Annotated in this window: 19 protein-coding genes; 11 read left to right on the forward strand and 8 right to left on the reverse strand. The window is 69.4% G+C overall.

Annotated elements, in window-relative coordinates:
• Nucleotides 1-20 precede the first annotated feature (20 nt).
• The 4 genes from tatA to TX88_RS30885 all read left to right on the forward strand — a co-directional run bounded on the left by tatA (nt 21) and on the right by TX88_RS30885 (nt 4,887).
• Entirely contained in the window at nt 21-269 is a 249-nt protein-coding gene (gene tatA, locus TX88_RS30870; RefSeq protein ID WP_044523934.1) for a Sec-independent protein translocase subunit TatA, read from the forward strand.
• A gap of 76 nt (nt 270-345) precedes the next feature.
• The gene (gene tatC / locus TX88_RS30875; RefSeq protein ID WP_044523936.1) at nt 346-1,290 is read left to right on the forward strand and encodes a twin-arginine translocase subunit TatC; all 945 of its coding nucleotides are present in this window, start codon (nt 346-348) and stop codon (nt 1,288-1,290) included.
• Nucleotides 1,280-4,054: a DEAD/DEAH box helicase gene (locus tag TX88_RS30880; protein ID WP_044523938.1), complete on the forward strand. Its 2,775-nt coding sequence runs from the start codon at nt 1,280-1,282 to the stop codon at nt 4,052-4,054. Before tatC ends, TX88_RS30880 begins: the two co-directional genes overlap by 11 nt.
• 38 nt (nt 4,055-4,092) lie before the next feature.
• A complete protein-coding gene (locus TX88_RS30885; RefSeq protein WP_044523939.1) occupies nt 4,093-4,887 on the forward strand; it encodes a DUF4333 domain-containing protein in 795 nt (264 codons plus the stop codon).
• A gap of 86 nt (nt 4,888-4,973) precedes the next feature.
• Here TX88_RS30885 and TX88_RS30890 read toward each other — a convergent pair whose 3' ends face one another.
• Together TX88_RS30890 and TX88_RS30895 are read right to left on the reverse strand one after the other, a co-directional pair.
• Nucleotides 4,974-5,933, reverse strand: coding sequence for a 5'-3' exonuclease (locus tag TX88_RS30890; RefSeq protein WP_044523941.1), 960 nt, complete (start codon nt 5,931-5,933; stop codon nt 4,974-4,976).
• Nucleotides 5,930-6,790 (reverse strand): hypothetical protein, encoded by an 861-nt coding sequence (locus TX88_RS30895; protein WP_044523944.1) that lies wholly within the window; start codon nt 6,788-6,790, stop codon nt 5,930-5,932. The genes TX88_RS30890 and TX88_RS30895 overlap by 4 nt, the downstream gene beginning before the upstream one ends.
• A 22-nt stretch (nt 6,791-6,812) precedes the next feature.
• Between TX88_RS30895 and TX88_RS30900 the strand changes: the two genes are divergently transcribed.
• Both TX88_RS30900 and TX88_RS30905 read left to right on the forward strand, forming a co-directional pair.
• On the forward strand, nt 6,813-7,208 hold the full coding sequence (locus TX88_RS30900; protein WP_044523946.1) for a VOC family protein: 396 nt from the start codon (nt 6,813-6,815) through the stop codon (nt 7,206-7,208).
• Between the two features lie 10 nt (nt 7,209-7,218).
• A complete protein-coding gene (locus TX88_RS30905; protein WP_044523948.1) occupies nt 7,219-8,346 on the forward strand; it encodes a M24 family metallopeptidase in 1,128 nt (375 codons plus the stop codon).
• Between the two features lie 30 nt (nt 8,347-8,376).
• Here the strand turns inward: TX88_RS30905 and TX88_RS30910 are convergent, their stop codons facing one another.
• Nucleotides 8,377-8,802: a F420-dependent biliverdin reductase gene (locus tag TX88_RS30910; RefSeq protein WP_044523949.1), complete on the reverse strand. Its 426-nt coding sequence runs from the start codon at nt 8,800-8,802 to the stop codon at nt 8,377-8,379.
• 35 nt (nt 8,803-8,837) lie between these two features.
• On the opposite strand from TX88_RS30910, the gene TX88_RS30915 reads away from it, so the two are divergent.
• Genes TX88_RS30915 through TX88_RS30935 form a run of 5 tightly spaced genes read left to right on the forward strand, consistent with a single transcriptional unit; the run spans nt 8,838 to nt 13,845 of the window.
• Nucleotides 8,838-9,596, forward strand: coding sequence for a decaprenylphospho-beta-D-erythro-pentofuranosid-2-ulose 2-reductase (locus tag TX88_RS30915; protein ID WP_044523950.1), 759 nt, complete (start codon nt 8,838-8,840; stop codon nt 9,594-9,596).
• Nucleotides 9,575-10,774 carry a precorrin-6y C5,15-methyltransferase (decarboxylating) subunit CbiE gene (gene cbiE / locus TX88_RS30920; RefSeq protein WP_084622325.1) on the forward strand — a complete coding sequence of 400 codons (1,200 nt, stop codon included), beginning with the start codon at nt 9,575-9,577 and terminating at the stop codon, nt 10,772-10,774. The genes TX88_RS30915 and cbiE overlap by 22 nt, the downstream gene beginning before the upstream one ends.
• Entirely contained in the window at nt 10,771-11,526 is a 756-nt protein-coding gene (gene cobM / locus TX88_RS30925; protein ID WP_044523953.1) for a precorrin-4 C(11)-methyltransferase, read from the forward strand. Before cbiE ends, cobM begins: the two co-directional genes overlap by 4 nt.
• On the forward strand, nt 11,526-12,257 hold the full coding sequence (locus TX88_RS30930) for a cobalt-precorrin-6A reductase (RefSeq protein ID WP_044523956.1): 732 nt from the start codon (nt 11,526-11,528) through the stop codon (nt 12,255-12,257). The genes cobM and TX88_RS30930 overlap by 1 nt, the downstream gene beginning before the upstream one ends.
• Nucleotides 12,258-12,285: 28 nt before the next feature.
• Nucleotides 12,286-13,845, forward strand: a complete 1,560-nt coding sequence (locus tag TX88_RS30935; RefSeq protein ID WP_044523958.1) for an adenylate/guanylate cyclase domain-containing protein — start codon at nt 12,286-12,288, stop codon at nt 13,843-13,845.
• Here TX88_RS30935 and TX88_RS30940 read toward each other — a convergent pair.
• The 5 genes from TX88_RS30940 to cobG all read right to left on the reverse strand — a co-directional run bounded on the left by TX88_RS30940 (nt 13,835) and on the right by cobG (nt 18,927).
• Entirely contained in the window at nt 13,835-14,890 is a 1,056-nt protein-coding gene (locus tag TX88_RS30940) for a phosphotransferase family protein (RefSeq protein ID WP_110918272.1), read from the reverse strand. The two genes, TX88_RS30935 and TX88_RS30940, sit on opposite strands and share 11 nt — an antisense overlap.
• A 14-nt stretch (nt 14,891-14,904) precedes the next feature.
• Nucleotides 14,905-15,543 (reverse strand): TetR/AcrR family transcriptional regulator, encoded by a 639-nt coding sequence (locus TX88_RS30945; RefSeq protein WP_044523966.1) that lies wholly within the window; start codon nt 15,541-15,543, stop codon nt 14,905-14,907.
• 97 nt (nt 15,544-15,640) lie between these two features.
• Nucleotides 15,641-17,176, reverse strand: coding sequence for a precorrin-2 C(20)-methyltransferase (locus tag TX88_RS30950; RefSeq protein ID WP_044523973.1), 1,536 nt, complete (start codon nt 17,174-17,176; stop codon nt 15,641-15,643).
• The gene (locus TX88_RS30955; protein ID WP_044524400.1) at nt 17,173-17,799 is read right to left on the reverse strand and encodes a precorrin-8X methylmutase; all 627 of its coding nucleotides are present in this window, start codon (nt 17,797-17,799) and stop codon (nt 17,173-17,175) included. The genes TX88_RS30950 and TX88_RS30955 overlap by 4 nt, the downstream gene beginning before the upstream one ends.
• A gap of 9 nt (nt 17,800-17,808) precedes the next feature.
• Nucleotides 17,809-18,927, reverse strand: a complete 1,119-nt coding sequence (cobG, locus tag TX88_RS30960; protein ID WP_044524401.1) for a precorrin-3B synthase — start codon at nt 18,925-18,927, stop codon at nt 17,809-17,811.
• Nucleotides 18,928-19,279: the final 352 nt, after the last annotated feature.

The raw sequence follows: 19,279 nt of genomic DNA on the forward strand, positions 1-19,279 counted from the left end.
GACGTCTGGAGGTAACCAAATTGGGTGGTCTACAACCCTGGCACTGGATCATTGTCATCGCGGTGTTCGTGCTGCTTTTCGGCGCCAAGAAGCTGCCGGATGCGGCGCGGTCGCTCGGTAAGTCGATGCGGATCTTCAAGTCCGAGATCAAGGAGATGCAGTCGGATTCTGCGGCCTCCTCCGCGGAGACCCCGCCGGCCAAGCCGATCGCCTCCGAGCGGGTCGATTCTCCTGCTCCCGAGCAGTCCCCGGACCGCCACACGGCCTGACCGGTCCGGCGCCCGATCGCGGTCATCGCCCCGCGATGACACGTCGCGTCTACGACCAGGCCGTTAGAACACGCCCGTGACCTCCGGATTCATCAAGAAGCTCGATCCCCGCCGCCGCCGTTCGCGGGTCAACCCCGACGGCACGATGTCGTTGGTCGACCACCTGCACGAGCTGCGCAACCGTCTGCTGATTGCCGTGGCCGCCGTCCTGTTGACGACGATCTTCGGCTTCCTCTGGTACACCCACGGCTTCTTCGGCTTCCACAGCCTGGGGGAATGGCTGCGCGGCCCTTACTGCGCGCTGCCGGATTCGGCGCGCGCGTCAATCGCCCCGGACGGCGAATGCCGCCTGTTGGCCACCGGCCCGTTCGACCAGTTCATGCTGCGCCTCAAGGTGGCGCTGGCGGCCGGGCTGGTGCTGGCCTGCCCGGTGTGGCTCTACCAGCTGTGGGCGTTCATCACGCCGGGTCTGTACAAGAAGGAACGCCGCTTCGCGATGGCGTTCGTCGGCGTCGGCGCCCTGCTGTTCATCACCGGCGCGATCCTGGCCTACGTGGTGCTGGCCACCGCCCTGGGCTTCCTGCTCACCGTCGGCAGCGATGTGCAGGTCACGGCGCTGTCGGGCGAGCAATACTTCGGGTTCCTGATCAACCTGCTGCTGGTGTTCGGCATCAGCTTCGAGTTCCCGCTGCTGATCATCATGCTCAACCTGGTCGGCATGCTCAGCTACGAGCGGCTCAAGGCCTGGCGACGCGGACTGATCTTCGGGTTGTTCGTGTTCGCGGCGTTCGCCACGCCCGGGTCGGACCCGTTCACGATGCTGGCGCTGGCCTGCGCGCTCAGCCTGCTGCTGGAGTTCGCCATCCAGACGGCGCGGATCAACGACAAGCGCAAGGCCCGGCGCGAGGCACTGGAGGTGCCCGAGGACGAGGCCGCGCCGATCCCGACGGTGGAGCCGGTCGAGCGGCCGGCCCCGGTGGCGGGCGCATCGCGGATCGACATCGACGACGATGCCACCTGAGTCGGGTGGCCAGAACGGTGGCGAACTGACCAAGTTCACCGCCGAATATCCGTTCGCTCTCGATGATTTCCAGCTGCGTTCCTGCCGTGCGCTCGAAAGCGGCCACGGGGTCCTGGTGTGTGCCCCCACCGGGGCGGGTAAGACCGTCGTCGGCGAGTTCGCCGTCCACCTGGCGCTGGCGGCCGGTGGCAAGTGCTTCTACACCACCCCGATCAAGGCGCTGAGCAACCAGAAACACAACGATCTGGTGGCCCGCTACGGCGCGGACAAGATCGGGTTGCTCACCGGTGACCAGTCCATCAACGGTGACGCCGACATCGTGGTGATGACCACCGAAGTGCTGCGCAACATGCTGTATGCGAATTCGCCTGCACTGCACGGACTTTCCTACGTCGTGATGGACGAGGTGCACTTCCTGGCCGACCGGATGCGCGGCGCGGTGTGGGAAGAGGTCATCCTGCACCTGCCCGAGGACGTGCTGCTGGTCAGCCTGTCCGCCACGGTCAGCAATGCCGAGGAATTCGGTGGCTGGATCCAGACCGTCCGCGGCGACACCACCGTCGTCGTCGACGAACACCGGCCGGTCCCGCTGTCGCAGCACATGCTCGTCGGCAGGCGGCTGTTCGATTTGTTCGAGGGCACCAACAGCACGCTCGTGGACCCGGACCTGTTGCGCCACATCAGCCATCGGCGTGAGGCCGACCGGCTGGCGGACTGGCAGCCACGGGGGCGTGGGCGGGGCGGAGGCCGGCCCCAGCTGTACCGCCCGCCCAGCCGGCCCGATGTCATTGCCACCCTGGATGCCGCGGGGCTGCTGCCCGCCATCACCTTCGTGTTCTCGCGGGCGGGATGCGACGCGGCGGTCCAGCAGTGCCTGCGAGCGCCGCTGCGTCTCACCACCGACGAGGAGCGGGCCCGGATCTCGGCGATCGTCGACCGGCGCTGCGCCGACCTGGCCGAATCCGACCTGATCGTGCTGGATTACCACCAATGGCGCGAAGGCCTGCTGCGCGGGCTGGCCGCCCACCACGCCGGCATGCTGCCCGTGTTCCGGCACACCGTGGAGGAGCTGTTCACCGCGGGCCTGGTCAAGGCGGTGTTCGCCACCGAGACACTGGCCCTTGGCATCAACATGCCCGCTCGCACCGTGGTGCTGGAGCGGCTGGTGAAGTTCAACGGTGAGCAGCACGTTCCGTTGACGCCGGGGGAGTACACCCAGCTGACCGGCCGGGCCGGGCGCCGCGGCATCGACGTCGAAGGCCACGCCGTGGTGCTGTGGCGGCCCGACGACAGCAATGCCGAGCCCGCCGAGGTCGCCGGGTTGGCCTCGACGCGGACGTTCCCGCTGCGCAGCTCGTTCGCGCCGAGCTACAACATGACCATCAACCTGGTGCAGCAGATGGGGCCCGAACAGGCCCACAAACTGCTGGAGCGCTCGTTCGCCCAGTACCAGGCGGACCGGTCGGTGGTCGGGTTGGTGCGCGGGATCGCGCGCGGCGAGCGGATGATGGCCGAGCTGGCGGCCGAACTCGGCGGCACCGACGAGCGCTCGCGCGAGGAGCCGAGGACCGAGCCGCCGATCCTCGACTACGTCCGGTTGCGGACCAAGATCGGTGAACGTGAGCGCGCGCAGTCGCGGGCGTCGCGGCTGCAGCGACGCAGGGCTGCCACCGATGCACTGGCCGCGCTGCGTCGCGGCGACATCATCACCATCACCCACGGCCGACGCGGAGGTCTGGCGGTGGTGCTGGAGGCCGCCCAACGAGACAGTGACGACCCGAGACCGCTGGTGTTGACCGAACACCGGTGGGCCGGCCGGATTTCATCGGCCGACTATTCGGGTGCGTCGGACCCGCTGGGTGTGATGACCCTGCCCAAGCGCGTCGAACACCGGCAGCCACGGGTGCGTCGGGACCTGGCGTCGGCATTGCGCTCGGCGGCGGCCGACCTGTCGGTGCCGTCGAAGCGCGTGAGCAGGGGCGCCGGGGCGCCCGAACGCGACGTCGATCCCGAACTGGCCGGGCTGCGCGAGGAACTGCGTCATCACCCGGCGCACCAACTCCCGGACCGCGAAGTCAAGGCCCGGATCGCCGAACGCTATCTGCGTATCGAGCGTGACAATGCCCAGATCCAGCAGAAGGTGAACGCGGCGACGAACTCGCTCGCTCGCACCTTCGACCGGATCGTCGCGCTGCTCAGCGAACGCGGCTTCATCGAGGCAGACTCGGGTGAACCCAGGGTCACCGACGCCGGTCGCCTGCTGGCCCGGATCTACAGCGAGAGCGATCTGCTGGTGGCCGAATGTCTGCGCGCCGGGCTGTGGGACGGCTTGCAGCCCGCGGAGCTGGCCGGCGTGCTCTCGGCAGTGCTGTTCGAATCGCGCGGGGACACCGCGGGCGGGGTACTGGGAGTAGACATCCCCACCGAGGGCCTGCGCCGCGCGCTGGCCAAGACCCGGCGGTTGTCGGCGGACCTGCGCGGCGACGAGCAGCGGCACCGACTCGCGCCGAGCCGGGAACCCGACGAAGGCTTCGTCACCGCCGTCTACCGATGGGCGACCACCGGCGATCTGGCCGCCGCGCTCGCGGCTTCCGATGTGAACGGGTCGGGGTTGTCGGCAGGAGATTTCGTGCGGTGGTGCCGCCAGGTGCTCGACTTGCTCGACCAGGTGCGCAATGCCGCACCCGCAACTGCCCTGCGCAATAGCGCGAAACGCGCTGTCAACGACGTTCGGCGCGGTGTTGTTGCTGTTGATGCGGGGTAAGGTGTGGCAGGCGTTACCGAACAGGATCAAGGAGAACCATGAGCGGACCGCAGGGATCTGACCAGGGACAGCAGTGGCCCGGTCAGCAGCCTGAGCCCGCGGGGGAGCAGGCGCAGGGTGCTGAGGCATGGCAGCCGCCGACCCCCGCTTCCGAGGACCCCAGCACTCACGCTCCGGCCTGGCAGCCACCGGCATACACGCCGCAGCAGTACCCGTCGTATCAGCCGCCTGCCCAGGGCGTTCAGCAGCCGGATTATTCGCAGCCGCAACAGCCGCAGTACCCGGGTCCCGAGCAGTACGGCCAGCAGGCCTACCCGCCGCCCGGCCAGCCGCCGCAGTACGGGCAGGTACCGGGCTACGGGCAGCAGCCCCAGTACGGGCAGCCGGGTCAGCCGCCGCAGTACGGTCAGCCTGGGCAATACGGTCAGCCCGGCCAGTACGGCGTTCCCGGCCAGTTCGGGCAGTATGGCGTTCCGGGTGCCGACGCGGGCTCCAAGCGTTCGCTGGCGACCATCGGTGTCATCGTCGGTGGCTTGGTGGCCCTGCTGCTGGTCATTCTCGCGGTGACCGCGTTCTGGCTGCCCGGATGGGCGATGACGACCAAGCTCGACATCGACAAGGCCCAGAGTGGCGTCGAGCAGATCCTCACCGACAAGACCAACGGCTACGGGGCCACCAAGGTCACCGGTGTCAAGTGCAACAACGGTGAGAACCCGACAGTCAAGAAGGATTCGACCTTCGACTGCGAGGTCACCATCGACGGCACCAAGCGCAAGGTGACGGTGACCTTCAAGGACGACAAGGGCACCTACGAGGTCGGTCGGCCCAAGTAGGCCCCACCAGCTGCCGCTTCTACGACAGGGCCGTCTGCGCTATCGCGCAGGCGGCCCTGTCGTAGTACGTGCGGATCGAGGTGTGCTCAGCCGGGCAGCCGGTCGAGCGCCGACTGCAACCGGCCGATCGACGAGGTCACCCCGTATGCCGCGGCCAGTTCGGCGACCCGGGCCGGGTCGCCGGCGGCCAGCGGCAGAGCGTCGGTCGCAGCGGACAACGTCACCGGGGCATCCGTGGCCACCCGGACCACCGGTTCGGCCGCGGCCATGTAGTCGGCGGCAGCCAGCAGCTTGGCCCGATGTGCTTTGGTCAGTGAGGATTTCGGGTCCTCGGCGGCCGCCTGGATACCCCGCAGCGAACCGTGCCGGGCCAGCAGCGTCGCGGCCGTCTTCTCACCGATCCCGGCGACACCGGGAAGCCCGTCCGACGGGTCACCCCGCAGCAGGGCCAGTTCCGCGTACGCCGGACCCGCGCGGTCGATGGGCACCCCGTACTGCTCGGCGACTTCCTCCGGGCCGAATTTCGTGGCCTTGGCCAGTCCCCGCCCGATGTAGAGCACGCGGATGGTCGGAGACGGCTCGTCACGCACGAGCTGAAGCAGGTCACGATCGCCGCTGACCACCACGACCGGATCATGCTGTTCGCGCGTCGCCAGTGTGCCGAGCACGTCGTCGGCCTCGAACCCGGGCGCCCCGGCCGTCGCGATGCCGAATGCGTCCAGCAGCTCCATGATCATGTCGACCTGCGGTGTGAGGTCGTCGGGAACTTCTTCGACATCGGGCGTGCCGTCGGGTTGCGGTTGTTCCACCCGGTGCGCCTTGTACGACGGCACCAGGTCGACCCGCCACTGCGGCCGCCAGTCATCGTCGCGGCACACCACCAGCCGGCGTGGCCGCTCTCGGGTGACCAGGGTGGCGATCGAGTCCAGGAACCCGCGCACCGCGTTCACCGGACGGCCGTCGGGTGCCTTGATCGACGACGGCACGCCGAAGTACGACCGGAACCACATACTGGCGCCGTCGAGCAGCAGAACGGGATCGCTCATCGGGTTTCCTCCATCCGTCCGAACACATAGGAGGCAGCCGTGACGGCTTTGCCGCCGGCACCCTCGTCGTACAGGGTGGCCCGCACCGCGATGGTGCCGCCCGCCCCGGGCAGCACCCGGGTGTCGACCCGGAACGGGCCGGTCTTGCCGCGCGCCAGGAACATCACGTGCGACGAAAGGCCTTGTAGCGTATCGGTTTCTGCGGCGCGGGCCGCGGCGTCCGCCGCCGCCGTCTCCAGGATCACGAACTGCGGGCCGATGTGCAGCGCGGCGTCCGGTGAGGCCACCTCGACCGCGAGCTCGGGCAGCGACCAATGTCCGCTGGAACGCTTGTGGCCGCCGAACACCTGCCACAGCGGCGGCAGGTCCGGACCGTCGACGACGTCGATCGGGTCCACCGGCATCTTCTCCAGGCCCTCCGGCGGCGTGCCGATCGAGATGCCCTGACCCTCGGTGAGCGCGATGACCCGGTCCGGGTTGTCGGCGTCGACGATCACCGACCGGCTGTACGCCAGTTGCCTGCCCTGCTTGAGTACCTCGGTGTCCACCCGGATGCGGGCCACATCCACGGCCGGGTCCAGGACCTGGCAGGAGTGGATCACGGGGTTGGGTACGGCTTCCAGATCGCTCACGCCACCGCTGTCCGGCGAGGAGATGCCCAGCACCGCAAGCAGTAGTCCGCCCGCCGGGTTTCGCATGTCGCGTCGCAGCGTCACCGTGTCGTCGGCCGGACCCAGGTCCATCGAGGAGTACGAACGCCCGAGGTAGCGGTAACTCAGCAGGCCGCCCCAGCGCCGGCGCAGCTCAGCGGCGTACGCCTCGGGATCGTCGGTGAGATCGCGGATATCACGCAACATTCCAGCGACAGTAGCGTGAGGTATGACCTTCACCGTCAACCGTATTGACCATGTCGTGGTGAACTGCCGGGACAGCGATGCCACTGTCGCGTTTTACGTGCGGGTGCTGGGCATGCGCAGGGAGGTGTTCGGTGACGGCCGTATCGCGTTGGTGTTCGGCGATCAGAAGCTCAACGTGCGGCCGACCGGTTCGGCCAACTGGGTGACCGGTGCCGTCGACGCGCCGGGTTCACTGGATCTGTGCTTCATCGCAGACGTCGAACCGGAGGCCGTCGGTGAGCACCTGAGAGCGTGTGGCGTCGAGATCACCGAGGGCCCCGTTCCCAAGACCGGCGCGTTGGGCCCGATGACCTCACACTATTGCCGCGACCCCGACGGCAACCTGATCGAGATCGCCAGTTATCTACCGCACCACTAGCCTCGATGCCATGACGGTCAGCCGATTCAGCACCGATGTGTACGCCCACCGCCTTTCCGCGGCAGCATCAGCCGCGGCAGAAGCCGGTCTGGCCGGACTGGTCATCACCCCCGGCTATGACCTGCGGTACCTGGTCGGCTCTCGAGCGCAGACCTTCGAACGGCTCACCGCGCTGGTGCTGCCCGCCACCGGTGACCCGACCATCGTGGTGCCGCGCCTGGAACTGGCCGCGCTGCGCGAGTCGGCGGTCACCGAACTCGGTGTGGCGGTGCGCGATTGGGTGGACGGACAGAATCCGTACCAGATGGTGGCCGATGCACTCGGCGGGCCGGGCAGTGCCGTGGCGGTGACGGATTCCATGCCCGCCCTGCATCTGCTGCCGCTCGCCGACCTGCTCGGTGTGGTTCCGGTACTGGCCACCGATGTGCTGCGGCGCCTGCGGATGATCAAGGACCCCGCCGAGATCGACGCGCTGCGCAAGGCCGGCGCGGCGATCGACCGGGTGCACGCCCGGGTCCCGGAGTTCCTGGTGCCCGGCCGTACCGAAGCCGACGTGTCCGCCGATATCGCCGAAGCGATTGTCGCCGAAGGGCATTCAGAGGTGGCGTTCATCATCGTCGGATCCGGGCCCAACGGTGCCGACCCGCACCATGAATGCTCGGAGCGTGAGTTGAGCGCCGGGGACATCGTCGTCGTCGACATCGGCGGGCCGTATGAGCCCGGCTACAACTCCGACTCGACCCGCACCTACAGCATCGGCGAGCCGGATCCCGAGGTGGCACGTCGTTACGCGGTGCTGCAGCGTGCGCAGCAGGCGGCCGTCGCGGCCGTGCGCCCCGGCGTGACGGCCGAACAGATCGACGCGGCCGCTCGCGACGTTTTGGCCGCCGAAGGGTTGGCCGAGGCATTCGTACACCGCACCGGGCACGGCATCGGGCTGTCGGTGCACGAGGAGCCCTACATCGTGGAGGGCAACGATCTGCCGCTGGAGGCCGGGATGGCGTTCAGCGTGGAGCCCGGCGTGTATTTCCCGGGGCAGTGGGGCGCCCGCATCGAGGACATCGTCGTGGTCACCGAGGATGGTGCGTTGTCGGTCAACAACCAGCCGCACGATCTCGTGGTGGTGCCGGTGGACTAGGACCGGTGGATCTGCCGGCGCCGACCCTGGTCAGCCCTCGCTGCGGTCCAGCAGCTCCGAGGAGCCCAGCACGCGCTCGATCCGTACTTCGATCACCACGCGGCGGGGGTTGATCCGCGGCGTGCGGTAGCGCTGGGCGTACCGCAGCTCGGCGTCGCGGACCGCGTCGGCCTCGCTGCTCACCGTGGACTTGCCCTCCAGCGACAGCCACCGGGCACCGTCGACCTGGCTGAGCACCGCGATGCCGCGCTCGTGCGCGTTCACCGCCTTCTGTGAGCCGCCGTTGGTGATGACCCGCGCGATGTGCGTCTTCGGATCGAAGGTGAAACCGACCGCCACCACATGCGGGGAATTGTCCGAGCGCAGCGTGGTGAGCATCGCCAGGTGACGCTCGGTGAGAAACGCCAGTGCTTCGCTGGTGAGCTTGGTGGTTGCCTTGCCACGAGATGTAGCCATCGGGGTCCACGCTAGCGCAGGACATAATCGCTGCCATGGATGACACGGCTGGCACGGATCCTCGTGTCGTGGTGATTTTCGGGGGCCGCAGCGAGATCGGTGTCGAACTCGCGGTTCGGCTCGCGGCCGGCGCGGTCGTGGTGCTGGCCGCACGCCGAGCCGATCAACTCGGCGAGCAGGTCGCGGCCGTAGAAGCCGCCGGTGCCGCCGCGGTGCACACCCTTGAGTTCGATGCCGACGACGTCGCGGGCCACACCCGCGTGGTCGACGCGATCGAAGCCGGCCACGGACCGATCGACACGGCGGTGCTGGCATTCGGGGTGCTGGGGGATCAGGACCGGGCCGAGGCCGACCCGGCCCACGCCGTGGCCGTCGTGCACACCGACTACGTGGCCCAGGTCGGCCTGCTGACGGTGCTGGCGCAGCGCATGCGCGCCGCCGACCGGGGCAGGCTGGTGGTGTTCTCCTCGATCGCCGGAGCACGGGCCCGCCGCGCGAACTACGTCTACGGTTCGGCCAAGGCCGGCCTCGACTCGTTCGCCAGCGGCCTGACCGACGCCCTGCACGGGACCGGCGTGCAACTGCTGATCGTCAGACCCGGATTCGTGATCGGCCGGATGACCGAGGGCATGGAACCGGCGCCGTTCTCCAGCACGCCGGCCCAGGTGGCCGACGCCACGGCCAAGGCACTGGCCCGGGGCAAGCGTGCCGTGTGGGTGCCGTGGGTGATCCGGCCGATGATCTTCGTGACGCGGTTCGTGCCGCGACCGATCTGGCGCAGGATGCCCCGCTAGTGGCCGGGACGATCACCGTGGTCGGCATCGGGGCCGACGGAATGGCGGGCTTGTCACACTCCTCGCGGGAGGAATTGGCGTGCGCCACAGTCGTCTACGGCTCGCCGCGGCAACTGGACCTGCTCGACGACAGCGTGACCTCCGACCGCCGAGAATGGCCGTCTCCGATGCTGCCGGCCCTGCCGACACTCTTCGGCGACGCCGATGTGCATGTGGTGGCCAGCGGGGATCCGCTGCTGCACGGCATCGGCGCGACGCTGATCCGGTTGTTCGGCGCGCAGCGGGTGCGGGTGCTGCCCCATGTGTCGAGCGTGACGCTGGCCTGCGCGCGGATGGGCTGGACGGTGCCCGACACCGAGGTGATCAGCCTGGTGACCGCGGCGCCGCACACCGCGGTGCGCCGTGGCGGGCGGGCGATCGTGCTGTCCCGGGATGCGAAGACCCCGGCCACGCTGGCGCGCCTACTGAGCGAATCCGGCCGGGGTGACTCGGAATTGACCGTGCTGGAGCAACTGGGCGGCCCGGGGGAGCGCCGCCGCGACGGCACGGCCCGGGACTGGGCGACGGCCCCGGTCGACGTGGACGACCTCAACGTGGTTGCGGTGGCCTACCTTCCGGACGAACGCCGGGCGCAGGCGCTGCCCGACGAAGCGTTCGCCCACGACGGACAACTCACCAAGCAGTCCATCCGTGCCGTCACGCTGGCGGCGCTCGGGCCGCGGCCCGGGGAACTGTTGTGGGATGTCGGCTCGGGGTCGGGCAGCATCGCGATCGAATGGTCGCGCAGCGCGCCGGGCTGCTCGGCCGTCGCATTCGAACGCGATGACCAGCGCCGCGATCGGATCTTGGGCAATGTCACGGCTTTCGGGGTTCGGGTGGAGGTCCGTGGCGGTGCCCCCGAGTCCCTCGACGGGGCACCCGAACCCGCGGTGATCTTCGTCGGCGGCGGCGTCACCCAGCCCGGGTTGCTGCAGGCCTGTTTCGACCACTTGCCCTCCGGTGGGCGGCTGGTGGTCAACGCGGTCACACTGGAATCCGAAGCGGTTGTGGCGCAATGGTATTCGAAGGAAGGTGGCGAGGTGCGGCGTTATCAGCACTACCAGGGCGGCGCGGTCGGTGGCTTCACCGGTTGGCGCCCGGCGCTGCCGGTGACCCAGTGGGCGGTGGTCAAGCGATGACGGTGTACTTCATCGGGGCCGGCCCGGGGGCCGCCGACCTCATCACGGTGCGCGGTGCGCGACTGCTCGGCAGCTGCCCGGTGTGCCTGTACGCCGGGTCGATCATGCCCGACGACCTGTTGGCGTTGTGTCCGCCCGACGCCAGGGTCGTCGACACCGGCCCGCTGAATCTGGACCAGATCATCGACGAGTTGGTCGCCGCGGACCGGGCGGGTGTCGACGTGGCACGGCTCCATTCCGGTGATCCGTCGATCTACAGTGCGCTGGCCGAGCAGTGCCGGCGGCTCGACGAACTGGGCATCGGATATGAGATCGTGCCCGGTGTACCGGCATTCGCCGCAGTGGCCGCCGCGTTGGGCCGGGAGCTCACCGTTCCCGGCGTCGCCCAGACGGTCACCCTGTCCCGGGTGGCCACCCTGTCCACGGCGATGCCCGAGGGGGAGGACCTGCGCACCCTGTCGGCTCCGGGGTCGACGCTGGTGCTGCATCTGGCCGCGGCTCAGATCGACAACATCGTCCCGCAGCTCCTCGACGGTGGCTACGGTCCCGAAACTCCCTGCGCGGTTGTGGCATTCGCCAGCTGGCCGGAGGAGATCGTGTTGCGTGGCACGCTCGCCGACATCGCCGAGAAGATGCATGCCGCCGCGGTGACCAAGACCGCGGTGATCGTCGTCGGCGATGTGCTCGCCGCCGAGGGATTCTCCGACAGTTACCTGTACTCCTCAGGCCGCCGTCGCGGAGCCACCCACTGATGAAGGTCCTGCTGCTCGGCGGCACGGGCGAGGCCCGCGCTCTCGCCGCGGCCCTGCACCCGCAGGTCGAGGTGATCAGCTCGCTGGCCGGACGGGTACCGGATCCGGCGCTGCCGGTCGGCCCGGTACGCATCGGCGGTTTCGGCGGCGTGGACGGAATGCGCAGGTGGCTGGTCGACGAGCGCGTCGACGCCGTGGTGGACGCCACCCACCCCTTCGCCGCCACCATCACCGCGCACGCGGCGCAGGTGTGCACCGAACTCGGCCTGCCGCACCTGGTCCTGGCCCGGCCGGCCTGGGCGCCGGGCACCGCGATCGTGGTGGGATCGGATCGGGAAGCCGCTGAAACCGTGGCGGGAAACGGCTATTCGCGGGTCTTTCTCACCACCGGGCGGTCTGGCACCCGGGTATTCCGAGACGCTGACGCCTGGTTCTTGATCCGCGCGGTCACCCCGCCGGACCCCGACACGCTGCCTGCCGATCACCAGCTGCTGCTGTCGCGCGGTCCGTACGACTACGACGGGGAGCTGGCCCTGTTGCGCGAGCACCGCATCGACGCGCTGGTGACCAAGAACAGTGGCGGCGCGATGACCGAACCCAAGCTGCGGGCCGCCGAGACGGCGGGCGTGCCGGTGGTGATGGTGGACCGCCCGGCGTTGCCGCCCGGAGTGCACTCGGTGGCCACGGTCGAGGAGGCGGTGGACTGGGTTCGGGCCGAAACCGCAGGCTGAGGCGCCTGGCCGCAGTAGGCTCCACAGCGTGGCGGAGACGTCATACGCACAGTGCGACGGTCTGAGTCTCGCCTACCAGGTATTCGGAGACGGGCCCGTCGACCTTGTCTACGCCGGTTCGTTCGTCAGCCATCTGGAGCTGTTCTGGACGATGCCCGAGTTCGAGGCCTTCATGGAGCGGATCTCGACGTTCTGCCGCGTCCTGCTGTACGACAAGGCCGGCGTCGGGCTGTCGGACCCCGTCCCGCAGGTACGCACGCTCGACGAACGGGCGGCCGAGATCGAGGCCGTGATGGATGCCGCGGGGTTCGGCCGTGCCGTTCTGTTCGGGTTGAGCGAGGGCGGGCCCGCGGCGATGCTGTTCGCGGCGACGCGGCCCGAACGCACCCAGGCCCTGATCCTCGCCGGCACCTTCGCGTACTTCGGTGTCACCGAGTGGGCTGACTTCGACCGTGACCCGTCCGAGCTGCACGCGCGGATCCTGACCGAGATGGGCGAGGACTACACGCCCTCGACCCGGCAGCTCGCCACCTTTCAGGAATTCGGCCGCGCCAGCACCTCGCAGTGGGGTACCGGCGCGGCACTCAAACTCCTGCTCCCGGACGCCGGGTCCGTGCGCCAGCTCGGGATGGTCGAGCGGATGAGTGCCAGCCCGGGAATGGCCCGGGCCACGCTGGGGGCACTGTTCCGGATCGATGTGCGGTCGGTCCTGTCGACCATCACGGCGCCGACTCTGGTCATCCATGCCACCGGCGATCTGGTCCCCATCCAGGGCGGGCGGTATATCGCCGCCCGCATACCGGGTGCGCGGTTGTTGGAGGTGGACGGCACCGACCATGCGCCCTGGATTGCCAACCCCGACGAGATCACCAGCGAGATCGAGGAATTCCTCACCGGCAGCCATGCCGCACCGTCGCAGTCCCACCGGGCGCTGCGCACGGTGCTGTTCACCGACATGGTGGCCTCCACCCAACACGCCGCCGCCAGCGGTGACGAGCGGTGGCGGGCGGTGCTGCATCGGATGGGGGAGATCACCGCTGACCTGACCGGTCGATTCGGTGGTGTCGTGGTGAAGAGCACCGGTGACGGACACCTCGCCACCTTCGACGGTCCGACACAGGCGATCCGCTGCGCCGAGGCGCTGCGCGATCAGACCGAGACCATGGGCATCGAGATCCGCGCCGGCATCCACACCGGCGAATGCGAGCTGCTGGACGGCGATATCGGGGGAATCGCCGTCCACATCGCGGCGCGCATCCTCGGGTTGGCCGGCGCGGGGGAGATCCTGGTGTCGAGCACCGTCCGCGATCTGGTCGTGGGCTCGGGAACCGGCTTCGAGGACCGCGGCGACGTCGAGCTGCGTGGGGTGCCGGGCACCTGGCGGCTTCTGGCGGTCGAGCGACACGGTGCGCGGGCCGGAACGCCCGAAGCGGAGCTGTCCTCGGTGCCGACGCCTGGTCCGAGGCCCACGATGCGTCGATCGGATCAGGCCATGGCGCTGATGGCACGGCGGATGCCCCGGATCGTGCGGGGGATCGCCCGGGTCACCCCGGGCGCCCGCGTCACGGGACCGCCGGTCAGGCGTTGATCAGATCGAGCGTGCCGAGGTCGCGGATGGCCTGGCAACCGCGCTGCGCCATCACCACCATCATGTCGTCCCCGCGCTCGGTGGAGCTGGCGAAGGCGGTGCCGAGCACGGTGATCAGCGGCGCCTGCAGCATGCCCAAACGGTAATCCTGCCAACAGGTTTCGCGATCATAGCCGGTGACCCCGTGCGACAGCAGCCGGTCGTGGTAGGCCGTGACCAGATCGGCTTCGGCGGCGGCCCGGACTGTGGGGTCCAGGCTGGTCGCGGTGAAATACGACAGGTCTCGCGCCGGAAGGCCCGACCCGAGCGTCTGCCAGTCCACGACGGTGATCCGGGTGCGGTCGGGGTCGAACAGCATGTTGTCCAGGCGGTAGTCGCCGTGCAGGACGGCGAACCGATCCGGTTCGGCCAGCAGCCACGGGGTGACGACCGACATCGCCGCGCGCATGGTGTCCTGGTCCTCGGTGCTCAGTCGTGCACCGATCTTGTCCAGGGTGATGTCGGCGGCCATCTTGGCGACGTCCCCGAATCCCTTGGCGGAGTCGGGTTCCGGCTTGGGCATGGCGATACCGGGGAAGTTCGCCCATTGCGGGTCGGCCCAGGTCGGTCCGTGCAGATCGGCGAGTGCCCGGACTGCCAGGGTGGCCTCGGCAGGTGTGCACCCGGCGATCTGATCACCTTGCTCGGCCGGTGCCATATCGGCCAGCAGCAGGACGAAATCGGCTCCTTCGCCTGCGATTTCGCAGTGGTGACACTGCGGGACCGGGATTTGCACGTGGCGGGCCACATTGGTGTAGAAGGCGTGCTCGGAGCGGTAGCCGATGGTCACGCGGTCACGCACGGTGTCGTCCTGCGACGGCAGCTTGACCGCGAAGGTGCCCGGCAGGGCGGCGTCGTCGCGGTAGGTGGCGGTGACCCGGTAGGTGGCACCGGTCTGGCCCGTGCCGATCGGCGCGGTCCGCACCGAATCCACCTCGATACCCAGGACCTGCGACAGCCAACCGGCGGTCACCTCGGCGGGCTTGCCCGGAATGGACCTGGGGATCGACCCTGCCGCGGTCACTGCACTGTTCCGTAGATCGAGCCCATCCACATCGCTTCTGCGCCTTCCAGTAGTTGTTGTCGCGACAGCGGCCCACCCAGGATGAACCGTTCCAGCAGTCGATCGTTGAACTCCACGAGCAGGCTCGCGAGTACCACCGGGTCGGCGCCGTCGGGGGCGCGGCCGGCGGCGCGCTCGGCGGCGATCACCGTCGAGACCGTGGGGACGAAGGATTCGCGCGCGCCGTCCCACAGCTCGCGGACGGCGCCGCTGGACCCACGCGCCTCCAACATGGCCTGCACCAGATAGCGGTGATCCTCGGCGGTCCGAAGGACGGCCTCGATGGTGTCGTGGACACGGTCGCGGGGTGGCCGGGTGGTGTCGGCCAGGATGTTGTTGGCGGCGAACAACGCGTCGTACATCGGCTCGACCAGAGCCGCGACCGCCGTCGCCTTGTTCTCGAAGTAGAAGTAGAACGCCGAACGGCCCACGCCGGCCTGCCGCGCCACCTCGGCGATGTTCAGCGCGTCGAACCCGGTCTTCTGCAGGTGCTCCTTGAGCGCCGCCAAGATCGCGGTGCGCCGCTGGTCACTGCGCTGCGGTTGGCGTCGGTCTATCGGGGACCGTGCGGGTGCGCCCTGTGGTGCCGTCGGCATGCTGGCCGGCCCTCCCATTTTCAACGGGTGTGACGCCGGACACTATCGGTCATTCTGACAGCAGTCAATGAAACTCGACGCGAGTCAGTCGGTGGGTTCAGCCGGGGTAGTGGCGCGGGGTGAACACCCGGTCCTCGGTGGCGTCTCCGGCGGCCGAACCGGTGTACCACTGTGTCTGCGACGAGCCGATGATCAGCATGGTGCGCATGTCCACCTGGGCCGGATCCAGATCGGCCAGCCGCACCACGGTCACGCGTTCACCGGGGCCGGGCTCCGCACCGGAGACGGCACGCGCGACGACCACGGGGGTGCTCGGATCGCGGTACTCCAGCAGCAGATCGCGCATGGCGCCCACCTGCCAGGTCCTGGTCTTGGAGGCCGGGTTGTAGATCGCCATCGCCAGGTCGGCCTTGGCCGCGGCGGTGAGACGCTGAGCGATCACGTCCCACGGCTTGAGCCGGTCGGACAGGGAGATCACCGCGTAGTCGTGGCCCAGCGGGGCGCCGACCCGGCTGGCGACCGCCTGGGCCGCCGTCATCGCCGGAATGACCCGGACCTCGACGCCGGGCCACTGTTTGGCCTCTTCGAGCACCGCCGTGGCCATCGCGAACACCCCCGGATCGCCGGAGGACACGACCGCCACCGTCCGGCCCTCCTGGGCCAGCTTGCAGGCCAGCTGCGCGCGGGCCGGTTCGTCGGTGTTGTCGCTGGGGTGGTGGTGCTGCCCGGCGCGGGCCCCGACGCGGTCGAGGTACGGGCCGTAGCCGATCAGGTCCGTGGCGGCGGAGAGCTCACGGCGGCTCTGCGGGGTCATCCAGTCCGAGTCACCCGGCCCGAGGCCGACGACCACCACACTGCCCTGCGGCGCGGTGGACCGGGACCGGCCGGGAACCATGGCCAGCGAGAAGTACGGCACCTTGACGTCCGCGCCGCCTTCGCTGCCCACCTCGCGGGCCGGGGACACGTGTTGCCGGTCGGTGCTGGCCCGCTCGACGTAATACGCCTCGTCGAGCCGTCCGGTCGCCTCCAGGGCTTCACGCACGCGGGTGTAGGACCGGCCCAGCTTGAGCACGACGGCGGCGTCGGTGTCGGCCAGGCGGCGTTCCAGCTCTGCGGTGGGCAGTGTGCCGGGCAGGATCGTCAACACGTCGTCGCCCTGCACCAGCGGAGTGCCCGTGGCGGCCGAGGCCGCGCTCACCGAGGTGACGCCGGGAACGATGACGGCATGGAATCGCTCGGTCAGCCGGGTGTGCATGTGCATGTAGGAGCTGTAGAACAGCGGATCGCCCTCGGCCAGCAGGGCAACGTCGCGGCCGGCCTCCAGGTGCGCGGCGATGCGCTCGGCCGCGGCGGCATAGAAATCTTCCATCGCGCCGACGTACCCGCCGGGGTGCTCGGTGGTCTCCGTGGTGACGGGGTAGACGAGGTGTTCCTCGAGCTGGCCTTCGCGCAGGTAGGGCTCGGCGATGCCCCGCGCGATGCTGTGACCGTGCTTGGCACTGTGATAGGCCACCACGTCCGCCGCACCGATCAGCCGGGCCGCCTTGACCGTCACGAGCTCGGGATCGCCCGGGCCCAGCCCGACGCCGTACAGGGTTCCCCGGGTTTCACGTTCTGACGCCGCTGTGCTCACTCGTGCTCACTCGCAATCGAATTGACGGCGGCCGCGGCCATGGCGCTGCCACCGCGCCGGCCGGTCACCACCAGATAGGACATGCCACGCGGGCGCTCGATCAGTTCCTGCTTGGACTGCGCCGACCCGACGAAACCGACGGGTCCGCCCAGCACCGCCGCCGGGACGGGCGCGCCCTCGTCGAGCAGTTCCAGCAGCCGGAACAGCGCCGTCGGCGCGTTGCCGATCGCCACCACCGCGCCGCCGAGGCGGTCGGCCCACAGGTCGACCGCGGCCGCCGAGCGGGTGAATCCCAACTTCGCCGCCAGCTCCGGGGCGCGGGGATCGGCCACCAGCGAGACGACCTCGTTGTCGGCCGGTAGCCGCGAGCGGGTGATCCCGGCCGCGACCATCGACGAGTCGCACAGCACCGGGGCGCCGGCGGCGAGCGCGGCATGCGCCCTGGTCACGACGTCGTCGGTGTAGGACACATGATCGGCGACATCCACCTGGCCACAGGTGTGGATCAGCCGGACGACCACCCGCGACACATCGTCGGGGAAGCGCGACAGGTTCGCCTCGGAGCGGATCGTCGCGAATGACTGCCGGTAGATCTCGGCGGCGTCACGGATGTAGTCGAGCACGCGCATACCCTACGGGGGCGCGATACGCAGCCGGTATCCGTCCTCAGTCGCGATCAGGACCTCGGCGGCGGGCGGGCTTCCGCAGGCCCGTTCGCAGCCCACGAAGTGCCGGTGCGTTTCTGTGGGCGCGTTGACCGCGTCGGCGGCATCTGCACGCACATCGGTGGCGGACTTGGCGCAGCCGGGGCTGCCGGTACAGGCGCTGACCCGCAGCCACGGCGAGTTCTCGTCGAACACCAGCCCCAGCGGTGCCAGCACGCGCAGGGAGGTGTCCGCGACGCCCTCGGTGACGTCGCACACCAGCACCGAACGCCACGGGGTGATCACCAGCGGAGCCTCGATCGCGGCGAGGAAGTGGGCGGTCCGGGCCTGCAGTACCCCCAGCGGCACGGCCGCGCCCAGCGCCACCCGTTTGTCGCGCTGCTCGATCCAGCCGACCGGCGGCGTCACCGTCGGTGGCCAGGTGGCGCCGGCCGGGGCCGCGGCGGTCAGGCCGTCCAACAGTGCCGAATGAACATCGAGTTCGGTTATCCGCCAGGCTTTTCCGCGGATGTCGACGAAACGTCTGGCCACTGTGATCAAGGTGGTGACCGCGTCACCGGTGTCCAGGCGCACCCCGGTGTCGCGTCCGGCCAGCAGTAGCGCGCAGGTGCCGTCATCACGGGCGTGCACACCGGCATCGGCGTCGATCCCGGATACGTCGCCCCGCCCGTCGTCCAGGCTGAACCAGAATCTGCCGGGCAACCCGGCCAGGGCCGGGTCGGCCTGGATGGCGCGGTCGAGGTCGGTCACCAGGGGGCGGACGTCGATGACGCCGCCGGAGCGGCCGGACAACGGCGAGGCCACGATGTTGCGGGCCCGCTCGTGTGTCGGTGACGGCAGCAGGCCGGCGTCGGCCAGTGCAGCGGCGGCCGCGTCGGTGTCGGTCACCGCCCGGATCTGGATGTTGCCGCGAGAGGTCAGTTCCATTGCCGGAGAGCCGAACTGCTCGGCCACCTCGGCCAGCGCCGTCAATTGGGTCGCGGTGACCATCCCGCCGGGAAGTCGAACCCGCACCAGGGCGCCGTCGGCGGCCTGGTGCACCGTCAGTGCACCGGGGCAGGCGTCCTGGTCGCGGGTCCTGGTCATGTTGCCCGCCATCTTACTTTCAAAGATTGTTGTGACATCGGTCACAGGTTCGGAAACCTGTTCGGTCGCTTACAGATCGGCGATTTTCGCGGCGTCGGAACGTACCGTTTATGAGGATTCCCGGGACCGCCGGTACCGGGAAGTTGAAACGCTTGACCAAGGCTCTTGTGAAAGGAGCGAACGATGCTCGCCTTTGGTGTATTCGCCGCATTCGTCCTGGTGCTCGTCGCCGCCGCAGGCTCGCCGTACCGGCAGTCGTGGCACGACCGCTTCGGCGAGACCCAGCCCTGACCGTTGCCGATCGCGCCGCACCGGCTGCCCCGACGGGGTAGCCGGTGCGGTACGAATGGGG

The organism is Mycolicibacterium septicum DSM 44393 (genome assembly GCF_000455325.1).
In the GTDB taxonomy this organism is placed as follows: Bacteria; Actinomycetota; Actinomycetes; order Mycobacteriales; family Mycobacteriaceae; genus Mycobacterium; species Mycobacterium septicum.

What these genes read in the sequence shown, in the direction of transcription:
- cobM (WP_044523953.1), top strand. Translation starts at nt 10,771, where the DNA reads ATGACGGTGTACTTCATCGGGGCCGGCCCGGGGGCCGCCGACCTCATC.
- TX88_RS30900 (WP_044523946.1), top strand. Translation starts at nt 6,813, where the DNA reads ATGACCTTCACCGTCAACCGTATTGACCATGTCGTGGTGAACTGCCGG.
- cobG (WP_044524401.1), bottom strand. Translation starts at nt 18,927, where the DNA reads ATGACCAGGACCCGCGACCAGGACGCCTGCCCCGGTGCACTGACGGTG.
- TX88_RS30895 (WP_044523944.1), bottom strand. Translation starts at nt 6,790, where the DNA reads ATGTTGCGTGATATCCGCGATCTCACCGACGATCCCGAGGCGTACGCC.
- TX88_RS30885 (WP_044523939.1), top strand. Translation starts at nt 4,093, where the DNA reads ATGAGCGGACCGCAGGGATCTGACCAGGGACAGCAGTGGCCCGGTCAG.
- TX88_RS30905 (WP_044523948.1), top strand. Translation starts at nt 7,219, where the DNA reads ATGACGGTCAGCCGATTCAGCACCGATGTGTACGCCCACCGCCTTTCC.
- TX88_RS30930 (WP_044523956.1), top strand. Translation starts at nt 11,526, where the DNA reads ATGAAGGTCCTGCTGCTCGGCGGCACGGGCGAGGCCCGCGCTCTCGCC.
- TX88_RS30915 (WP_044523950.1), top strand. Translation starts at nt 8,838, where the DNA reads ATGGATGACACGGCTGGCACGGATCCTCGTGTCGTGGTGATTTTCGGG.
- TX88_RS30945 (WP_044523966.1), bottom strand. Translation starts at nt 15,543, where the DNA reads ATGCCGACGGCACCACAGGGCGCACCCGCACGGTCCCCGATAGACCGA.
- TX88_RS30890 (WP_044523941.1), bottom strand. Translation starts at nt 5,933, where the DNA reads ATGAGCGATCCCGTTCTGCTGCTCGACGGCGCCAGTATGTGGTTCCGG.
- TX88_RS30910 (WP_044523949.1), bottom strand. Translation starts at nt 8,802, where the DNA reads ATGGCTACATCTCGTGGCAAGGCAACCACCAAGCTCACCAGCGAAGCA.
- TX88_RS30880 (WP_044523938.1), top strand. Translation starts at nt 1,280, where the DNA reads ATGCCACCTGAGTCGGGTGGCCAGAACGGTGGCGAACTGACCAAGTTC.